The following is a 17,430-nucleotide window of genomic DNA, read 5'->3' as shown; positions in this document are numbered from 1 at the left end:
CCAGTGAGGGGAATAAATATTGGTCAGACTTTGCACAAAAGAGCCAACTATCGCGGGCTCTCTCTCATCATGTGCGAAAATTGACCACAATATGAAATCCAGTTCCATTCCGAAATCAAAAACCGGGAGAATATCTCACAGGAGACATAGCACCTTTCTTTCTGAGATCATCAGGAATTTTCTTACCTATATAAAGTTGTGTGATTTCAGGAGATGCCACCCTACCCCGGAAACCAAAGCGGGAACATTGAGTCGCTTCAAACTCATCGTCTGCCTCCCATGAAGTCATCTCTGGGAAATTCTCACGGGTAGACTTGAGCCACTCATCAGCGATGTATACCCCCCTCACGATACCTCTTACTGTTGCCAGTATGATCTCAGCCTTACGAGCGCGGTCAACGCTGACACGCCAGCTAAAACGTACAGCATCATAGAGGTCAATATCCTTTGAACTCCTATTAACCGATATCATTAGGGCCTTATGTTGGAACGTAATAGTTTCAGGCTGGTACGTAGCGATTAATTCTTTTATGTGTGCAGCACCGAACTCATTACTGCCAGCACCGTTCATGATGTTAGTTAAGCCGGGATAAGCGTCTATGAGCGCTGCTTCAACCTCGTAAGCGGTCTTTTCTTCGGCCATACCGTGTCGATGAATAACATGGATCACATCAAGACCAGCAAGTCTGATCTCTCGAAGTTGCCTGAGTTTATTATTCAGTAACTCATCATCATCCACTGCTGCAACCTCACCACGCATATGAGCAAAGACACGATTACCTTTGCCTTTACCTACATAGAACGTACTGCCATCCCTCGGGTCAATTAGGCGGTATACATACCAGCCAAGATGTTCGATTACTCCAGATGGAAATTCATTAATATCCATATCACAACGCCTATAATTTAACTTATAAGTCACAAAATATGCACAATACTGTCAATTGACAACTTATAATCCCTACTAGTTAGCATTATGATTTCCAGAGTGAGGAATATAAAAATCTCTGTTTCTGGCACATAACAGCCCTTAAGATCGTAGCTCGCCATCATGGGGTGTCGGGGGGCGGAGGTTCAAATCCTCTCGTGCCGACCAAAAATCCCTTAAGAACCAGCCTATTATGGCTGGTTTTTTTATGATTGTTTTTTATGCGGAGAAATACCGGGGAATAATTGGGGTAAAACACCTTTAGGCTATTCACTTAGCCTACCACCATCAAAATCTTTCCGAATGTATCCATCTCTTTTTTCTTATGCAGCTAAAACGAAGTCTTGATACTGTTTATTTACACAGATAAGAATAATACTGTCTACAAACGCAGTACAAAAGAAGTGTTATGCGTATTGAGATCTCCATAGCCAAAGACAAAATGACCAAATGCCAAACGGCGCTGTGGACGCGTTAAAGGAAGAATTAACCCAACACATTGGCAAGCGTTATGACGATGTGGAGATGATCGTAAAAGCCACCAGCAACGATAGTTTTTCAGTTAGACATACTGCAGATAAAGATTGAGCTAAAACTTTCGTTCAGGAAACTCTGAATGATACCTGAGAGTCTACTGAAGAGTTGTTTGTTCACTAGTTAGCACGTAGGAAATCATTCAATACTCGCACTATCGGAAGTTCACCAGCCAGTCGTAGCACGTCCTTGCAAACGACGTGCCTACGGTTTCAATCACCTCTCACCATCAATTCTATCAATAATAATTAAACAGCGCCTAGACAAAATAAATAACAACAAGTCAACAACCTCGACAGGATGCCGATGGGATGATGAAGAGATAAGAAAGAATAACCAGTAAAGCCCTAAAACGTCAGCGTTCAGACGCGTTTTTTACTTAATCGGTAACAAATACGTTGTATCATAGCAAAATAAAATGATTGTTCTAAATCAGATTAACTCCTCACTTTTGTACAATGTCGCTTACAGGTATACCATGAAATCCGAGACGCTAACTGTCCAACAACTTTTTCAAGACCGCCGACAATACTGTGTTCCATTCTATCAACGTGCCTATGTATGGACTCAGCAAGACCAGTGGTCAGCTCTACTGGAGGATATCCTAGAGAAAGTACAATCCCGGCTCTCGGGTACAAAACCAACTCCCCATTTCCTTGGTGCGGTTGTACTGGAACCTCAATCAAAAAAAGGATTATTAGGTGTAGATTCCATACATATTATTGATGGTCAGCAACGATTGACCACTCTTCAATATGTTCTGGCATCCATCCGATTAGCATTACGTGCTACGGATCTTTCCAGCTTAGAGGCTCTCATTTCGCCTTGCCTTAAAAACTCAAACGAAGACACAATGCGAAATAAAGAAGTAGAACGCTTCAAACTGTGGCCAACTTTTCGGGATCAAACTCATTTTATTCAAAGTTTTAATGTTGAAAATATTGACGATCTCCGGGACGTATTCTCTGATAGTTTCACGCAGCATGGTACGTTGCGTAAGCATTTTAATCACCCGCCATCACTAGAAGCATTATGTTTTTTTACTGAAGCCTTTATAAAATGGATTAAAATAGAAAACCACTCACCACAAGAAAATGCTGTAGCTCTAATTGAGGCTGTCTTAACAGATCTGAAACTGGTAAGCATATTTCTCGAAGCTGAAGATGATGCCCAAATAATTTTTGAAACATTAAATGGGCGAGGGGCGGAACTTCATGCTACGGATCTTATTCGCAACTATATCTTTATGTGCGCTGAGCATGAAAATATTAATGCTATTGAATTATATGAAAATGAGTGGAAGAGCTTTGAAGATAAATACTGGTCGGAAAAACAACGCCGTGGACGTATTAATAAACCACGCATGGAGTGGCTAGTACATGCGACATTGCAATCAGAAAGGCAACGTGAAATTGATCTGTCTCGCCTTTACAATGAGTATCGTGATTATGTAAGTAAGGACTTGTCTTCACAACGAGCAGATCTGCAAGTAAAGCGCCTCAAACAATATGCATCACAATATAAAGAATTGGTTGATGGTTTTGGCACAACCCCCATCTCACACTTTGGATATCGCATCGCAGACTATGATGTGACGACACTTTATCCGCTTGCTTTGTTCATTTCGATAGCTAACATCGCTGATGATGAGAAAGCAGCCATGTATAATGATCTTGTCTCCTACGTAGTACGAAGAGCCGTATGTGGCCTGACGCCAAAGAATTACAACAATGTATTTATGAATGTATTGCGGCACTTGGCTAAAACGGAAATTTCCAGTGTTGAGTTACGTAATATCCTCAATAACTTAAATGGCGAAGCCTCACGTTGGCCTGGTGACTCAGAATTTCTCAACGCTTGCATCAATGCTCCACTTTATCCTGGCAGGCTCGACGCACCGAAAATGCGCTCAATGTTAACGGAACTTGAAAGAGAACTTTGTCGCCAAGTAAAGACAGAAAAGCCTGATGTTCCAAATCTTTCTAATCTCGATATCGATCATCTTATGCCTCAAAGTTGGTATTCCTGTTGGCCTCTCGAAAATGGTCGTATGGTGACAAATTCAGATGCTACGGTATTGAACCAAATTGTTCTGTCTGGAACCGATCTTACCCCTGAACAGCTACTGGTAAGGAAACGGCAACAAGCGATATCTACTTTGGGAAATCTAACTTTGCTTAACCTTAGCGTAAACCGTTCTGTTCAGAATGCTGTATTTCTGAAAAAACGTGATGCTCTCATCGTCCACACCAATCTACGACTGAACATTCCACTTATAGTTAAGGATAAATGGGATGAGGATGAAATCCTGGAGCGGGGTAAAAAGTTGGGGGAAATTGCATTGAAAGTATGGCCAAAACACGATTAATGCAATTAATAAAATGATTATAGTGGCCTTACATTAGTAAGGCCGCTACTCACTATTAAATACTTTAATTTGCATCAAGAACAGCAGTGTCAGCCCTAGGTCTCGGACTTTGTACCGCTTATCTTGTCTTCAAAAATCAGCTCGCATCCTGCACAGTTCAGCGCATTACGTTGTAGATCTGTGTTCTGGTCATTTGTTGACACACGTACATAGCCAATAAGCATGGTAGATCTCCCTGACAAAAGCAGGAATGATGCCATTTGCTCGTTATTTCTGCATTTTCATAAACGTTGGTTTGGGAGAAGCGGCAAAACGGAATGTGGGCAACGGGGAAAACCAAATCCCTGATATGTCTTTCTGGACGGTTACTGGTGGCAATGGAAATTTTGTGATTCGTCAACCTGACGGGCTAATCATTCAGATGGTTACTGTAAGTATAAGCGGCCCAGTGGCGATGAATGGAATGACTGATAATGCTTATGCCATCACAGGTTCTAATAAGTCTTATATTGCCACAGCCACATTGCCCTTTGTATTTCCTAATAAGGTGCTGGGCGTTATCCCTCTGGTATCAACAACAGCTTATGGTGGTGTATCCAGTAATATTACAGGTTCATACGCGACGGCGGTTTGTTCTTTTGCCGCTGTCAGGGGGAATAATACGATTGTGTTCAAAGTCGACAAACCACTGAATGCAGCCTTTCCTTCAGATACCAGCGTCTCAGCGTTAATCATTGGACGGTAATAATGAACTCAGTATTCTTTTCACCCGGAAGTAAAAGTTTTTATCTGCAAGAATTGTTTCCAGAATATGAGGATGCGGGAACGCTTCCTGATGATGTTATTGAAATTACCAGAGAAACATATGAGCAATTTCTTGGTCTGCATCCAGAAGGGAAAGAAATTGGCGCTGACAGTTCAGGACGGCCAGTATGGATTAATTCCCCACCCCCTTCAAAAGAGGATGAGGTGTTGACGGCTGAAATGAAAAAAATATCTTTGGTTTCAGAAGTCAATACCTACATCAATACCCATCAGTGGCCTGGCAAAGCTGCTATTGGTCGTCTGAAAGGCGAGGAACTGGCGCAATATAATTCGTGGCTGGATTATCTGGACGCACTGGAACTGGTCGATACTTCCTGTGCGCCAGATATTGAATGGCCTACGCCTCCGGCAGTTCAGGCCAGATGACATCCGGCGCTGTGCTGGTATTTGTTGCCGTCACCGCGTCAATGTAATCCAGCACAGCGTTAAGCCGGGTTGTTTCTGCCTGCATCAGCTTCCGTCCGGCCTGTAATTTCAGCTGAATCAGACCGATGGAAGCCATTGCAGCATCAATCAGTGACTGACGCTGTGCTTCTGCCGCGTCTACTGCGGCGCTATGCTGTGCCTCAGTATCGGTCACCCATTTCTCACCATCCCATTTATCGTATGGCGTTAATGGGGCAATAGTGGTTGTATTTTCGGGGTAATCACCCGGTGCTGTGATTTGTTTTGATTCTCCCGTTTCGGTGTTATAGACGATTTCACCGCGATGGTCTGGCACATATTCCCATGAATTTAAATTCACAGAACGACAGATAGCATAACCCGCCTTATGTATACCTGGTGCATCCAGACAGGAATATGCCGGGATACCAACACCAACGGCAAGATATTCACTTGAAGTGGAAATATATTCCCGAGTTTCACCATCATAGTTATAAACGGTAATATCCCCTGCCTTTGTAGCAACAAGTCCACTATTTAATATTGCTTTATCCATTATGCTGCTCTCACGATATAGTTAAATGCAATGTTGCGTGGACGGGTATCGACGGGGTTAACGGCCACTGTACCCGACACGGACTGGTCATTACCGTTGCTAACGGTAATGTTACTACTGGTTGATCCAATCCCTACTGAATCGGTAAATTTAGCACCTGAGCCGCTCAAAGTTCCCGAGATGATAGCTAGCTCCACATAAAAAGTACCTACAGTTGGCTCTTGTGTTGACAGCACCGCACGCCTTGAATCAACGCCGCGCCCATCATCCCAGCCACGAATAAACTCACCACGTAAATCAGGCAATTTATTTGTCGGATAAGCCTTTGCCAGTTCCGGGTATTCTTCAGCAGAAAAAGCCGCACCGTTGCATTTCAGCCAGCCTGTTGGCGGTGTGGCTGAAGGCCATGGAACAGGCACACCAACAGGTAATGCAGAGCCTTCTCCCAAACCAAGGTTTTCGAGAGCCGTTTTCACCGTGCCGTCCGATTTGATATCGCTAAACGGATTCTTGCGGCTTAACAGCAGCGCACGAAGCGCGGTAAGCAGCTGGTCGTGCCGCGCCTTCTCCAGACTGGCACCGGATGCCTCCACCACGCTGCAGAGTTCTTCCTGCAACATGTCAAAGTAGTCATCATCCAGATCGGTGGCAGGCGTGCCTGTCTGGGGGTTACCACGGGTAAAACCGTTCTTACCCGCGCCGAACTTATCCTTCTGCGCGGTTTTCGTGTCTATACGATGCATGGATTACTCCGGATATTTAAAAATTACGTAGGTATGCGAAGGGCAGAGTTTGTTAAGCACACATTCGACGACGGTGTCGCCCCAGATACGCAGCGCGGAATCACAGGGATCGCCACATGTCATCCAGGTGCTGTTGGTGGCGGCTGGCATGTTGACCTGCCAGTAATACCGCCATTCCGGCGCATTCACCGCGTCAGTACAGGCCGATGAGCAGGTGAACGTGCTTTTGTCGTATCGCGTGATGGTGGCGTCTGGTCTGCCCAGGGCAGCAAGCTGTGCAAGGTAAAAATCCTCATTGATGCCGCCCGCCAGGTTAACCTTCGCATCCAGTCGTTGCTGACGCTGGCGAAGGGTCTGTGTTCCTGCGGGAATACATTCATCCGGCAGGCCGCACAGACGCTCCCAGCGATTTATCAGTTCGGTGGTGGTGCGCGGATCCAGCTCCCGCATCAGGGCATCCGCACGCTGATGAACGCGGGTTAATGACTGTGCCGCACCGGCAATCGCCGGATCGCTGGCTGACCACGCCGGACCGGGCGGCAGCAGTGCCGACAACAGACGGATGTAATCATCGTTTGTCACGCCCATGAAATCGTCCCCAGAACCGCCAGTTCATTTTTTGCAATGGAGATATTTTCCGCCGGTGCAAGCAATTGATGGCTGTATTCCCCGTTCGCACCGGAAATCGCTTCACTGATACGCGACACCTTCAGTTCTCCCTGCGGATAACCATCACGCAGCAGGAACGAACGCAACTCCGCGGTGATGGCAGCCCGTATTTCCGGTGTATCCGGCGTCACACGGATATGAAAATCCACCGTATGCGCCACCGGCCTGAACACATACAAATCAGAGCCTGCCACCGGGGCCAGTGGCCCGATATGTTGTCTTGCCGCCGTTTCCGTTGATTCTTCCGGAATGGGATTAATCAGGTCACTGCTGGCAATCATCACACCGACAGTCCCCGTTCCCATCCAGTGACGGTATGCCCATGCGCGGGTAATGCCGGGCAATTCTTTAGCCCAGACAACATAGTCCCCGTCAGCCCCGCCCTGAGGCGTCCAGTAATACCGCTCAATGACGCGGGCGCGCCACGTTTCCAGCTCTTCAGTATCAAATCCACCTGTCAGAGTGTCTGCCACGCCGGAAGACGGCAGACCATTAACCGGCGTGACCAGGATTAATGACGTACCGTCGTCAGCGTTACCGACCGCGCCTGCACTTGAGCAGGCGATCGGCACGCGCAGGACACCACCGGCGCTGGTTGCATCGGCAGTTGCCGTGTACTGAATCAGGTCATCGCGCTGAATAACACTCCCGGCGGTCACCTTCAGGCCATCGCTGACGCCTTCCCAGCGCATATACCCGCTGGCAGTCGTGGCCCCCTTGCGCGGACACCGTTTCATCGCAGCATGTCGCGCCAGCCAGGACTCATCGCACAGGTCAGGCAGCATGTTCATTGCCAGATAATCGATGTACCCGTAAACCGTATGCAGCGCCGCCGCATACACCTTTGCCCGCACGTCTTCATCCATGCGCCGGAGCGTGTCGCTGACGTCCAGCCTGGCGAATAAATCGTTACGGAGCATACTGATATTTTCTGCCAGCGTCGGGCGCTGAAATTCACTGTCCGCCATGCGTTATCGCACTCCACAGATCATCTAAAGAAATCATTACCGGTCCGTCACGACGCCAGAGAGTGATACTGTTACCCAGTTCATTAATCCCGGTGCGGAGGATATCCAGATCAATACGGGACACCACGCCGTCATCAATCATCCATTGCAGGCATTCGCGGATATACCCCCTTACCGTCTGCACCAGCTGATTGGTCAGTTTGCTGCGCTGAAGCAGCCACAGTCGGGAGCCGTAACGGTCATTCTGTACCGCAGGCCAGGTATCCCCCCACCATCCCATCGGGACGTCGGCGTTGTCATCAGGCTCCGCCCGCCGCCAGGTAAACAGGGAAATCACCACGGCGCGGGTCAGCGGATCCAGCGGTGCGCTGGCGCAGGTGCGTTTACCGTTCACCGTCAGCCACAGTTCCATCATGCCTCCATCGCTTTATCAGGTTTGTCGGTGTTACTGCCCTGACCGTTCTCTCTGTGACGATGCCCGTTATAGGCAAGCCGCATCGCTGACATGGTGGTGCCGCTGGAGTCGCACAGGTCTTTCACCTGTCCTGTCACTTCCAGGTCCATTTCAAAACGTGCTTCAGGTGCATTGCGAAACGTGATCGTTTTACCTGCACCGTCCACCACGATCCCCTCCCGGGTCAGCGTCACAGACTGCCCCTGATCGTCATAGACCGCCACCTCACCCGTCTGCAGCCCTTTCAGGCGGTAGCGCCGGTCCGACACCGTAACAACCACCGCATGAGAACGGTCACCATCCGGAAACAACACCACCGCTTCCGCACCGCTGTTTGCCCTTGCGGTAAAACCGTAGGGTTCAAGATGTTCAACCCCGGCTTTGGGTTCACCGGCAATCAGGGACACATCCACGGTCTGACATTTCGTGGCGGCACTGATGCTTTTCACCACTGCCCGCCCAATCAGGCCGAGGAGTTGTCGCTGCATGGCTTCAATCGTACTCATCAGAACGGGTCCTCCTGTACTCTGGCTTTTTTCTTTTTCCGCGCGCCGGGGGCTTCGGGTTCAGGCAGATAAGCATCAGGTGGGCCGACACGGATTTCCGTCAGGGTGCCGTTCTGGTCCTGAGTAAACGTGACTTCCGAGACAAGCAGTTCGGTATTGTCGAAACCACAGACCGGATCGAAGACAATCACCCGCTGGTTGGGCTGCCACAGCGTACCGTTACCCTGTCGCCAGCCCTGCACCACATAGGTGGTTTCATCCGTCCGCGCCGCCCGTTGTCGGGCTTCAAAGTCAGCACGCGCAATACAGCCTGCCCCCGTAGCCTGCCCTGTCTGCCTGATATACATCGGACGGTAACGGGCAATAAATGCGTCCTCTGTGCGGGCCCGCAGCGCGCTGGTGGTGGCCTCACCGAAATCATCGTCGTTTCCAGCACGCTGCCCCGCCACCTGGTAAACAGAAAACCGCTCCCGGATACTCTTCTCCGTATCGCAGGAAAGGATGTTTTCCCCGAGTACCAGCGCAGTATGTGCCCGCGTTGAGCCAATACCGCCAATCACCAGCCTGCCGTGTGGGTCGTCGTAAGCCAGTGCCTGCTGCTGACCGAGTATTTTGTTGATTACCTCAATCACCGTTTCACCGTGATCGGGCTGGACGTCAGGAATAACACCCGACGGCGCACCGTTGTTCACCACCTCAATGCCGAAAGGCGCAGCAAGCGCCTGCGCAATCTGTACCAGCGATCGTCCGTTAAACTGTGTCGGTTCGGCTGCACAGTCAATCAGGTCAGCGGTCAGACTGCGTCCGGCAATACCGGTGCTGACCGAACGGGCATCGTAACGAACGGGCGTCGCCTCCACCCAGCCGGTGATCACCAGCTCATCACCAATCAGCACCTCCACTTTTGAACCGTTTTTAATGCGCGGCTGAAGCGTGGTGATACCCTCATCACCCGGCCACTGGCGGGTGATCTCCACACTGAAATCCCGCGCCAGCCGTTCAATACCGGCACCGATGCGCACCGATGTCCAGCCATTCCACTCCCGGCCATTTACCCGTAGCGTGACGTTATCGTTCATTGCACTGGCACCTTCAGAGGGATCACCGGCACAAAGCCGGGATGCGTAATGGCATTACGCCGGATAATGTCCGCGTCACGCGCCGCGTTATCAAACCAGGTCGCCGCCAGCACCAGCGCGGGTAAAACCTCATCCGGTGTGCGCTGAATGATCCGTGCAGACTGTTCAAGGCGCGTGTTGATATCCGCATTCAGATCTGCTTTCACCCGGCGCAGCGCCAGAAACAGCACATCACTGGTTGTACGGGACAACTCCTTATCAATTGCCGTATTCAGTGTGTCGCGAATGTCGGTCAGTTCTTCCCACGTTGGCAGGTCAACCGTGTTTTTCACCGCCGGTGCATTGTTCAGTGCCGGATGCGTGACAGAAGGCCAGCCGGTGCTCTGCGCGGGTGTTGTTGACTGCCCCACTGTGGCATTCTGCATCACCGCGGAAGTTGTGGGCGCAGGCAATCGTGTGACGGCATACGCCGCTTCGCTGATTGCGGTCGTACGAAGGGTGCTGGCAACCACGTTACGCTGCTGCGTCGCCGTGGCGGTGGTTTTACTGTCCGTTTTCCAGACGCCGCGCGGTTGCAGATCGCTGCCGAGGCTGACACCGGAAAGCGTTTTGATCATGGTGACCAGGTCGCTGGCGTTACCATAAAGGCGTTTCCCGGTACGCCACATTTTCTGCACCTGCTCAACGAAATTTTTGCCTGACGATGGCGGCGGCAGAAGTACCGAGATATCCCCCTGCAACAGCCTGGCGGCATCCGATACGGCAGAATCCACCACTTTCATCGCATCAGAAACATACCCAAGCATTGTGCTGGCATTACCGACGACGTCGTTCTGCACAAAATCTGCCACGCCATCGATACTGAAACCACTGAAGCTGTCACTGATGCAGTCATCCAGTGCAGAACAGGATGACATCAGCGTCTGCGCCGTCGCCGCACCTGAAGTGGGGTAAGAGAGTTCTCCCGCTTCGACAAACTTCAGGTCAAAGCGGACAATACGCCCTTCACTCTTCGATGTGCTGACCCGAACTTCCCCGTCAACACAGACTTTCAGCTCACCGTAAGTCGGATGGACAAGCGTGCCGGGACCGGGTTTATTCAGCGCGTCAATCAGGCGATCGCGCTGGTCAAAGCAGTCATCTCCCACCACATAAGCTGTGATGGACGGGCGGAAAGTGATTTTCCCCAGGTCTTCGGTATAGGGTTTGTCGCGGTTCGGGTATTCGTGCGTTTCCACACGACGACCGGTTCCCGCACTTTCTTCTTCAACCTTAAACGGCACACCGCGAAATGACGCGTCCTGAAGTCTGTCTTTCCACGTCATATAAACTCCGTACATAAAAAATCCCACCGGAGTGGGACTCATTAACAGATTAATTTTTCATTACCTGCCAAAGCGCGTATAGCCAACATCATGGCTGACATCAAAACCGCTGGATCGCGTTTCCATAACCCGCATACCCGGAGGTGAATTCACAAAAGAGACCTTGATCTCACCATCAACTTTTGGCGCAGAAGCTTTGTTAATCATGAAGGGATTCGGGCCTGTGGCACCGGAGGCGTTGTTTGACTGAGCCGGATCCACCGCCTGATAAGGTGTGTATCCCCGTGCCGGTATTCCCGTCCCATAAGCATCATAAGCACCCGCGCCCCACTGCGCAGAGTTAATGGCATCGACCGTGTCACCGGAACTGTCGGTAAACCACTCAATAATTGGCTTCAGCTTGTCCCACATATCCTGAAACCACTTAACAACCGGTCCCCAGTTATTGATTACCATCCCCAGCGGCGACCAGGCAAAAACCTTCTTCAGAAGTTCCCGGCCAGCCTCAAAATAAGGACCAATGGTTTCCCAGAGCTTCTTGAAATAAGGTCCGACAACATCCCAGTTAGTGATAATTAATCCCGCAGCCAGGGCTATCGCCGTCGCAATCATGCCAATCGGCGTCATCGACATGATCCTGCTGACAATACTGATGGCACCGCCAACGCCCATCAATCCCAGTTTCAGAATCGCAAGACCGGCAGCAAGCCCGACGACGCCGCGAATAACCCGGGGATTTTCATCCGCAAACTTCGTGAATTTCTCCCCCAACTCCCCCAGCCATTGCGTGATATTTTTAGCGTCACCAGAAAATGCGCCGCCAATAGCCGCAAGGCCGTTAGTTGCGGTCCCTGTCATTGCCTCCCACAGGTTGGACAGCGTACCAAGCTGTGCCTGAACACGTTTATTCAGACTGGCCTGTTTATTCATCTTCTGCTGGATCTGGTCGTAGCCATCCTTTCCTTTATCGATTAGTGCATTGACCACCTGAAGGGTTTCGGCATCATCACCAAATATTGCCTTAAGTACACCAGTTCGCTTAACGTCGGTCAGTTTTCGCAGCTTTGCCAGTTGCCTGAACATGTTATCAAGACCGCCAAAACTCCCTTTGCCGTCAGTAAAATCGAGCTGTACCCCGAGTTTCTGGCGGGCCATGACTTTATTGACGTCCCTGATTTTCTTAACGCTTAATCCGGACTGGATAACTTTTCGCAGGGCGTTACCTGCCGACTCCCCGTTCATCCCCATCTGATCCATCATGACGCTGATGGGGGCAAGGCTCTGTGCAGCCTGAAGACCGTCCTTGTTCACCATCTTCAGAACAGAGCTGGTTTTAGTGAAGAAGGACAACATGTTGGTATCGTCAACGCCCAGATAAAACGCCTTCTGGATAGTGTCGAACAGCCCCATCATGTCTTCTGACGCCGTTCCGGTAGCATCCTGCATCTTTGCGGCAAACTCGGCAGCCGCTTCCGGTGTTTTTTTCAGTTGTACCGCAAGATAAGCTGTCGCTTTACCCACACCGCCAAGAATGTTTTCTGCCGGGATCCCCTGACGCACCAGCATCTGCATCATGTTCTGGAAATCAGCCGTTGTACCGGGTAGCTGGTTACCCAGACCAATAGCCAGTTTATTGATGTCCTGAAAGCGCTTTCCGACCTCACCGTTCGCATCCATCATGGCAACTTTCAGCCCGGTGGCGGCGTTTTCCTGATCGGCATAAGATTTCAGGGAAAGCGTCAGACCCGCAGCCAGTCCGCCACCAAGCGCCAGCCCACCCTGTGACGCTTCTTCCGCCTGGCGTTTAAATCCCCGGATTTTCTTTTGCATTTTCGACAGCGCGGGAGAAAGCCTGTCGACACCGGTGATCAACGCCTTAAGCTCAAATTCAGCCATGTGTGCGTTTCTCCTGCTCTATCCTGTTTGCCTGACTGACCAGCAAGGGAATTTCACTGATCGGCATATTCAGCAATTCGAAGGGATTAATGCGCCAGTAGCTGGCGCAGTCAAAGAAGCGATCAGTGAGGTATTCAGCCGTCAGGCCTGGAGGAAAAAACCAGCCACAAGCCACGCCGCAGCATTCAGGTCTGCCGGAGACATCTGGTCGACAGAGTTTTGCGGCACTTTCGCCAGCCGCACAATGTATTTCGATACCACATGCGCCAGAAGTCTGACGGACTCATCCTGATTCATCTGGTAGGGATACCCCAGCTCGCGGACATCTTTCCCGGTGGGCTCATCAAACTCCAGTACGGAGAGTGTCTCGCCATGAGCGGTAATCGGTTTCTTTAACTCAAGCTCTTTCATTACTGGTAATCCCCTTCTTCACCGTGGAACTCAAGATCAACCGTCCCTTCTTCGGCATTATGGTTCGCTTCGCCGTGCAGCCAGGCAGACGACAGTACATAGACCTGACCGTTCGCCAGCTCGGCAGTGATGGTCATCTCATCAGACGAGGTGATTTTGCTCACCGGAAAATTCTTCGGCACCTTGAAGGTCCCTTTAACATAAGGCGCACGGTGAGTTTCCTTGCGGTCCACTGAACCGTCCAGGCCGATGATGTCATCATTGACCGTCCTGTTCATGGGCACCTCAATGCCGCCGGTCAGCGATAGCTGCTGACCGTCAATTTTGAAATAACAGGTTCCCCCGATACGGGCCATTATGCGGACTCCTCTGAATACTGAAGACGGAACTGGTTAACCACGGCAAAGACACGCAACTGGTTAACATAGTCAGGCGGGAACAGCGTGTTCAGGCGGTTCGGATCGCTGGCATCACGCTCCACAACCAGGTACTGCTTAAAAAGTTCGTAGTTTTCCACGATCCCCGCACGCTCAAGCTGACGGTAGGTTGCCAGCAGTTCCCCTTTGATCACCGCCGGGGTGACAATCGCCTGACCGGGACCAAAGCGGGTACCGTCGCTGGCAAGCTTGTGACGCCCGTACTTACTGGTAATGACGGATTTCAGTTTGCGCAGTACATACGCACTGGTATGCAGCGTCTCGCTGTCGAGGTAGCTGTTATCCGCAACCCCGTAAGCGTTTTTCCTGTACGTGGTGACATCACGCTGAATGCGCAGTACCCCGCTTTCGACATACGCCGTTGCCACGCCATGAGACAGCAGGGTCTTTTGTTCGGTCATCGTGAACCGTTTCCCCTTCGGCGCAGGCAGCATACCCACCAGCTCACCGGTCTGCGTGGGACGTGCCGGATCGTTGCGGATAAACACCGCTGCGCGGGCGGTACGGCTTGCCGCCAGCTCGTCGGCAGGCGTCTGGGTGTCTTTTTCGTACCCCGCCAGGGTAATGTGCTGCTGGTTAAACTGGTCACCTGCGGTCACCAGTTCTGACAGCGTGCCGGTCTTTGCCGTATACACATGACCATACAGCTGACGCGCATAGCTCCAGCGACCGCTGGTATCGTTCATCTCGGTCACCAGCGTGTTAACGGAGGCCGTGTCGTTGAACGGCAGGCCGATATAATCAAACGGCTCATCCGCCATTGCAGCCACAGCGCCGGTGAGAACCGGAGCACCCGTTCCGGCGGTACCCGTCACCACGGCAATCTGTACGCCCGCTGGCAGCACTTCGCCCCCACCAAAGCCGTAGTAATTGAGGCTGACAGGAATTTCATTCCCGCAAAGCCCCTTATGACGCGCGGTCAGTGTGACCACGCCTGCCGAAGATGAAGCCGTAAACGGCAGGGTCGGAACGGCATTGATGGCATCCTGGATACTGCTGGCAATCATCGTAACGTTATCGCCGTTAGTCACCGGTACCTGCACGCGGGTACGTCCCACATACACATTCACCGTGCCGGTTTCGGTTGCCGCCCCGGTCACCGTCAGCGTAACCGTTGCCGCCGCGCCTGTGGATTCAGGAACGGCAATCACATACAGCTCGCCAAACGGGTCAGTCTGGCGATAAGCCTCGACCATACGCGCCAGCTGACTTCCCGCACCACAAATCTGGCGTGCATAGTCTGCCGACGGCATCAGTACCAGACTGTTGGCAACAATCTCTGCACCGTTATTGGCATGACCAATCAGCAGCGATGCTCCGCTGTCCTGTGCAGTATTCGCAGCCTGGTTATCCATTTCCGCATAAAACAGCGGAACCAGCGTATTCGACGGAATGGTGTTAAAGCTTATCGTCATCGGTGTTCACCTTTTTATTCACGCGCCGGATATCACCCGCTGCTTCACGGCGCAGCCAGTAGTTGTTCTCATCAACATTTCGCCCTTCGGCGGGCAAAAGGTCGCCGCGGGCAGGGTCAGGCACTGACCGCCCTTTAACAGGTTTCACAAACATGATGATCCTCAGGAAGGAAGGGGTATTTCGGTGTGATGTTCGATATCGCCGTCAGACCCGTTACCGGGATCGAGATAATCAACATCAATCGCCAGCGTTCGCAGTTCATCCAGACTGTTCAGGTCATCCTGCTGGCGGGTATCGTCTTCGGTCAGCTCTCTGATGACCGAAAAATCGAACTGATAAATCAGCTCATGACGATTCAGATCCAGCAGCGTGCCGCCGTCATAGGTAATCGGGTTACCGCACGCTTCCGGGTTCCAGCCCAGCAGGGCCTTAAAGAGCATCTGCCGGACATCGTCCACCACATCATACGAGGCAAACTGACCGCGCTCATCACGTCCGTTACTCAGTATGACAACCACGGAGAAGCCCTCTTTCAGCTCCTGCCAGTAGTCGGTCTGGCTTTTGTTTTCTCCCGGAGAGTCATCACCCGGTACCACATATGCCGCCGGGAGTCTCAGCTTTCCGACCTCCGGCAGATTTTTGAACTGTGCCGCGCCTGCCACCCGGTTTTCAAAATACGGGCAGCGGGCACGCAGCGCAGCAATAACAGGCGTCAGTTTCATCTGCGTCGTCGCTCCGGCTTCAGTGATTTACGTAATTCCCGCGCCAGAAAATAGCGTGTCCAGCTGCGGTTCTTTTCAAGCGTTTCCACCATAAAGTTATTACGTGGAGCCAGTCGCCAGCCGCTGCCACCGGATGCACCACGATGATGGCTGCGACGACGCTTTGCCCCTCGCCTCACGCCATAGAACAAAAAAGCCGGATAAAAATCACCGGTGATACGGCGGTTTCCCTCTCCATTACGCTGGTTAGGGGCTATACGTGCCATAAAACCAGGGCGATGTTTACTGGCTCTGGGTACCATGTAACCAATCGAACGAGCCAGGCGTCCGGTCTGATAACCGGGGTTTTCACCCGGTGCCGACCGCGCACGGCGCATCACCAGCCGACGGGCATCACGCATATGACGCTGACCAATCGTGACAAACGCCCGCCGGACACGGGCGCGGTTAAAGCGCATCTCCGCGGGCTGCTGAAAATCAACGTGCAAAAAGGAAGTCGTCATTGTTGCCTCCGTGACTCTGCCTACATTCGCCCAGCTCCGTACACTCCAGCAGCAGAAAGCGCCGCGCCCCGTTCAGATCGCGCTGACGTTTCACCCGGTACACACTGTCACCGCAGACCACCTCATAATCAGCGGTAATCCCCCGGCGGTAACGAATGGTGATGTAATGGGTGATGGCGTCCCCGGTCTGCGCGGTTTCCTGCCAGGTGGTGGCACTGGTCTGGATAACCTTCGCCCATGTCCGGAACGTAATCAGGTATTGAGGCTCCACGCCAAAGTTATCCGCGGGCATATCCACCCGCAGGCGGATCAGGACGCGTTTATTCAGTTCACCGGGGTCCGGCAGAATGTAGGTTGCGCTGGTCTGCGCCTGACGAATTTTCATTGCGGAAAGTACCTGTACGGGCCGACAAGCCAGCCAAAACTCTGCGGCATGTCGAGTTTCTCCACTTCCGTAACCGACGAGCGGTTTTCGTAAAAATGGCTGATAAGCATCAGCATCCCCAGACGAATATCATCCGGCAGGTGCAGCCCGTCCGGATCGCTGTCCGGAATGGTTTCATCCGGTGCATAGAGCTTCCGGTTCAGATACGTTTCCGTCCGCTTTTGTGCCGCACAGGCCAGCAGTTGCAGATGGCGGTCATCAGCATCGAAATCCTCATCCAGCCGGAGTTGGGCTTTAATCTCTTCCATTGTCAGAAGCATA

21 protein-coding genes and 2 pseudogenes are annotated in these 17,430 nt (G+C 51.6%); 4 read left to right on the top strand and 19 right to left on the bottom strand.

Annotation, left to right across the window (positions count from 1 at the left end; all coding sequences use genetic code 11):
* Positions 1–115: 115 nt before the first annotated feature.
* Complete coding sequence (locus tag EAS44_RS07040) at positions 116–889, bottom strand: LEM-3-like GIY-YIG domain-containing protein (protein ID WP_000353910.1); 774 nt, start codon at positions 887–889, stop codon at positions 116–118.
* A 448-nt stretch (positions 890–1,337) separates the two neighbouring features.
* Here EAS44_RS07040 and EAS44_RS07035 point away from each other — a divergent pair.
* Both EAS44_RS07035 and EAS44_RS07030 read left to right on the top strand, forming a co-directional pair.
* Positions 1,338–1,555: pseudogene (locus EAS44_RS07035) on the top strand (DinI-like family protein).
* Positions 1,556–1,940: 385 nt separating this feature from the next.
* Positions 1,941–3,830: a DUF262 domain-containing protein gene (locus EAS44_RS07030; RefSeq protein WP_000834402.1), complete on the top strand. Its 1,890-nt coding sequence runs from the start codon at positions 1,941–1,943 to the stop codon at positions 3,828–3,830.
* A gap of 101 nt (positions 3,831–3,931) precedes the next feature.
* On the opposite strand, the pseudogene EAS44_RS07025 reads toward EAS44_RS07030, so the two are convergent.
* Positions 3,932–4,054: pseudogene (locus tag EAS44_RS07025) on the bottom strand (recombinase family protein); the annotation flags it as partial.
* A gap of 29 nt (positions 4,055–4,083) precedes the next feature.
* Here EAS44_RS07025 and EAS44_RS07020 point away from each other — a divergent pair.
* Both EAS44_RS07020 and EAS44_RS07015 read left to right on the top strand, forming a co-directional pair.
* Positions 4,084–4,575, top strand: coding sequence for a hypothetical protein (locus tag EAS44_RS07020; protein WP_001115559.1), 492 nt, complete (start codon positions 4,084–4,086; stop codon positions 4,573–4,575).
* 2 nt (positions 4,576–4,577) lie between these two features.
* Complete coding sequence (locus tag EAS44_RS07015; RefSeq protein WP_001089535.1) at positions 4,578–5,021, top strand: tail fiber assembly protein; 444 nt, start codon at positions 4,578–4,580, stop codon at positions 5,019–5,021.
* Here EAS44_RS07015 and tfaE read toward each other — a convergent pair.
* The 17 genes from tfaE to EAS44_RS06925 form a co-directional block, all read right to left on the bottom strand.
* Positions 4,993–5,595, bottom strand: coding sequence for a tail fiber assembly protein (tfaE, locus tag EAS44_RS07010; protein ID WP_000356380.1), 603 nt, complete (start codon positions 5,593–5,595; stop codon positions 4,993–4,995). The two genes, EAS44_RS07015 and tfaE, sit on opposite strands and share 29 nt — an antisense overlap.
* Positions 5,595–6,338 carry a phage tail protein gene (locus tag EAS44_RS07005; RefSeq protein ID WP_000554665.1) on the bottom strand — a complete coding sequence of 248 codons (744 nt, stop codon included), beginning with the start codon at positions 6,336–6,338 and terminating at the stop codon, positions 5,595–5,597. Before EAS44_RS07005 ends, tfaE begins: the two co-directional genes overlap by 1 nt.
* Before the next feature lie 3 nt (positions 6,339–6,341).
* Positions 6,342–6,926, bottom strand: a complete 585-nt coding sequence (gene ymfQ / locus EAS44_RS07000) for a YmfQ family protein (protein ID WP_000539246.1) — start codon at positions 6,924–6,926, stop codon at positions 6,342–6,344.
* A complete protein-coding gene (locus EAS44_RS06995; RefSeq protein ID WP_000785328.1) occupies positions 6,917–7,975 on the bottom strand; it encodes a baseplate J/gp47 family protein in 1,059 nt (352 codons plus the stop codon). The genes ymfQ and EAS44_RS06995 overlap by 10 nt, the downstream gene beginning before the upstream one ends.
* Positions 7,962–8,387 carry a phage GP46 family protein gene (locus EAS44_RS06990; protein ID WP_000424731.1) on the bottom strand — a complete coding sequence of 142 codons (426 nt, stop codon included), beginning with the start codon at positions 8,385–8,387 and terminating at the stop codon, positions 7,962–7,964. Before EAS44_RS06990 ends, EAS44_RS06995 begins: the two co-directional genes overlap by 14 nt.
* Positions 8,387–8,935, bottom strand: coding sequence for a phage baseplate assembly protein V (locus tag EAS44_RS06985; protein WP_000103707.1), 549 nt, complete (start codon positions 8,933–8,935; stop codon positions 8,387–8,389). The genes EAS44_RS06990 and EAS44_RS06985 overlap by 1 nt, the downstream gene beginning before the upstream one ends.
* Positions 8,935–10,014 (bottom strand): phage baseplate assembly protein, encoded by a 1,080-nt coding sequence (locus EAS44_RS06980; RefSeq protein WP_000999498.1) that lies wholly within the window; start codon positions 10,012–10,014, stop codon positions 8,935–8,937. The genes EAS44_RS06985 and EAS44_RS06980 overlap by 1 nt, the downstream gene beginning before the upstream one ends.
* On the bottom strand, positions 10,011–11,339 hold the full coding sequence (locus EAS44_RS06975) for a DNA circularization protein (protein ID WP_001350765.1): 1,329 nt from the start codon (positions 11,337–11,339) through the stop codon (positions 10,011–10,013). Before EAS44_RS06975 ends, EAS44_RS06980 begins: the two co-directional genes overlap by 4 nt.
* Before the next feature lie 60 nt (positions 11,340–11,399).
* Entirely contained in the window at positions 11,400–13,235 is a 1,836-nt protein-coding gene (locus EAS44_RS06970) for a phage tail tape measure protein (RefSeq protein WP_000807182.1), read from the bottom strand.
* Between the two features lie 141 nt (positions 13,236–13,376).
* Positions 13,377–13,646: a phage tail assembly protein gene (locus EAS44_RS06960; protein ID WP_000661051.1), complete on the bottom strand. Its 270-nt coding sequence runs from the start codon at positions 13,644–13,646 to the stop codon at positions 13,377–13,379.
* Complete coding sequence (locus tag EAS44_RS06955) at positions 13,646–14,002, bottom strand: phage tail tube protein (RefSeq protein WP_000090998.1); 357 nt, start codon at positions 14,000–14,002, stop codon at positions 13,646–13,648. The genes EAS44_RS06960 and EAS44_RS06955 overlap by 1 nt, the downstream gene beginning before the upstream one ends.
* Entirely contained in the window at positions 14,002–15,498 is a 1,497-nt protein-coding gene (locus EAS44_RS06950; RefSeq protein WP_000155718.1) for a phage tail sheath subtilisin-like domain-containing protein, read from the bottom strand. The genes EAS44_RS06955 and EAS44_RS06950 overlap by 1 nt, the downstream gene beginning before the upstream one ends.
* Complete coding sequence (locus EAS44_RS06945) at positions 15,482–15,652, bottom strand: DUF2635 domain-containing protein (RefSeq protein WP_000497751.1); 171 nt, start codon at positions 15,650–15,652, stop codon at positions 15,482–15,484. Before EAS44_RS06945 ends, EAS44_RS06950 begins: the two co-directional genes overlap by 17 nt.
* 8 nt (positions 15,653–15,660) lie before the next feature.
* Positions 15,661–16,221: a hypothetical protein gene (locus EAS44_RS06940; RefSeq protein WP_000779291.1), complete on the bottom strand. Its 561-nt coding sequence runs from the start codon at positions 16,219–16,221 to the stop codon at positions 15,661–15,663.
* Positions 16,218–16,724, bottom strand: coding sequence for a hypothetical protein (locus EAS44_RS06935; RefSeq protein WP_000213503.1), 507 nt, complete (start codon positions 16,722–16,724; stop codon positions 16,218–16,220). The genes EAS44_RS06940 and EAS44_RS06935 overlap by 4 nt, the downstream gene beginning before the upstream one ends.
* Positions 16,699–17,109: a phage head closure protein gene (locus tag EAS44_RS06930; RefSeq protein ID WP_000702385.1), complete on the bottom strand. Its 411-nt coding sequence runs from the start codon at positions 17,107–17,109 to the stop codon at positions 16,699–16,701. The genes EAS44_RS06935 and EAS44_RS06930 overlap by 26 nt, the downstream gene beginning before the upstream one ends.
* Complete coding sequence (locus tag EAS44_RS06925; protein ID WP_000927711.1) at positions 17,106–17,429, bottom strand: head-tail connector protein; 324 nt, start codon at positions 17,427–17,429, stop codon at positions 17,106–17,108. The genes EAS44_RS06930 and EAS44_RS06925 overlap by 4 nt, the downstream gene beginning before the upstream one ends.
* Position 17,430 lies beyond the last annotated feature (1 nt).

Source organism: Escherichia coli DSM 30083 = JCM 1649 = ATCC 11775 (assembly GCF_003697165.2).
Taxonomy (GTDB): Bacteria; Pseudomonadota; Gammaproteobacteria; order Enterobacterales; family Enterobacteriaceae; genus Escherichia; species Escherichia coli.
This window is presented reverse-complemented; position numbering and strand designations above follow the sequence as displayed.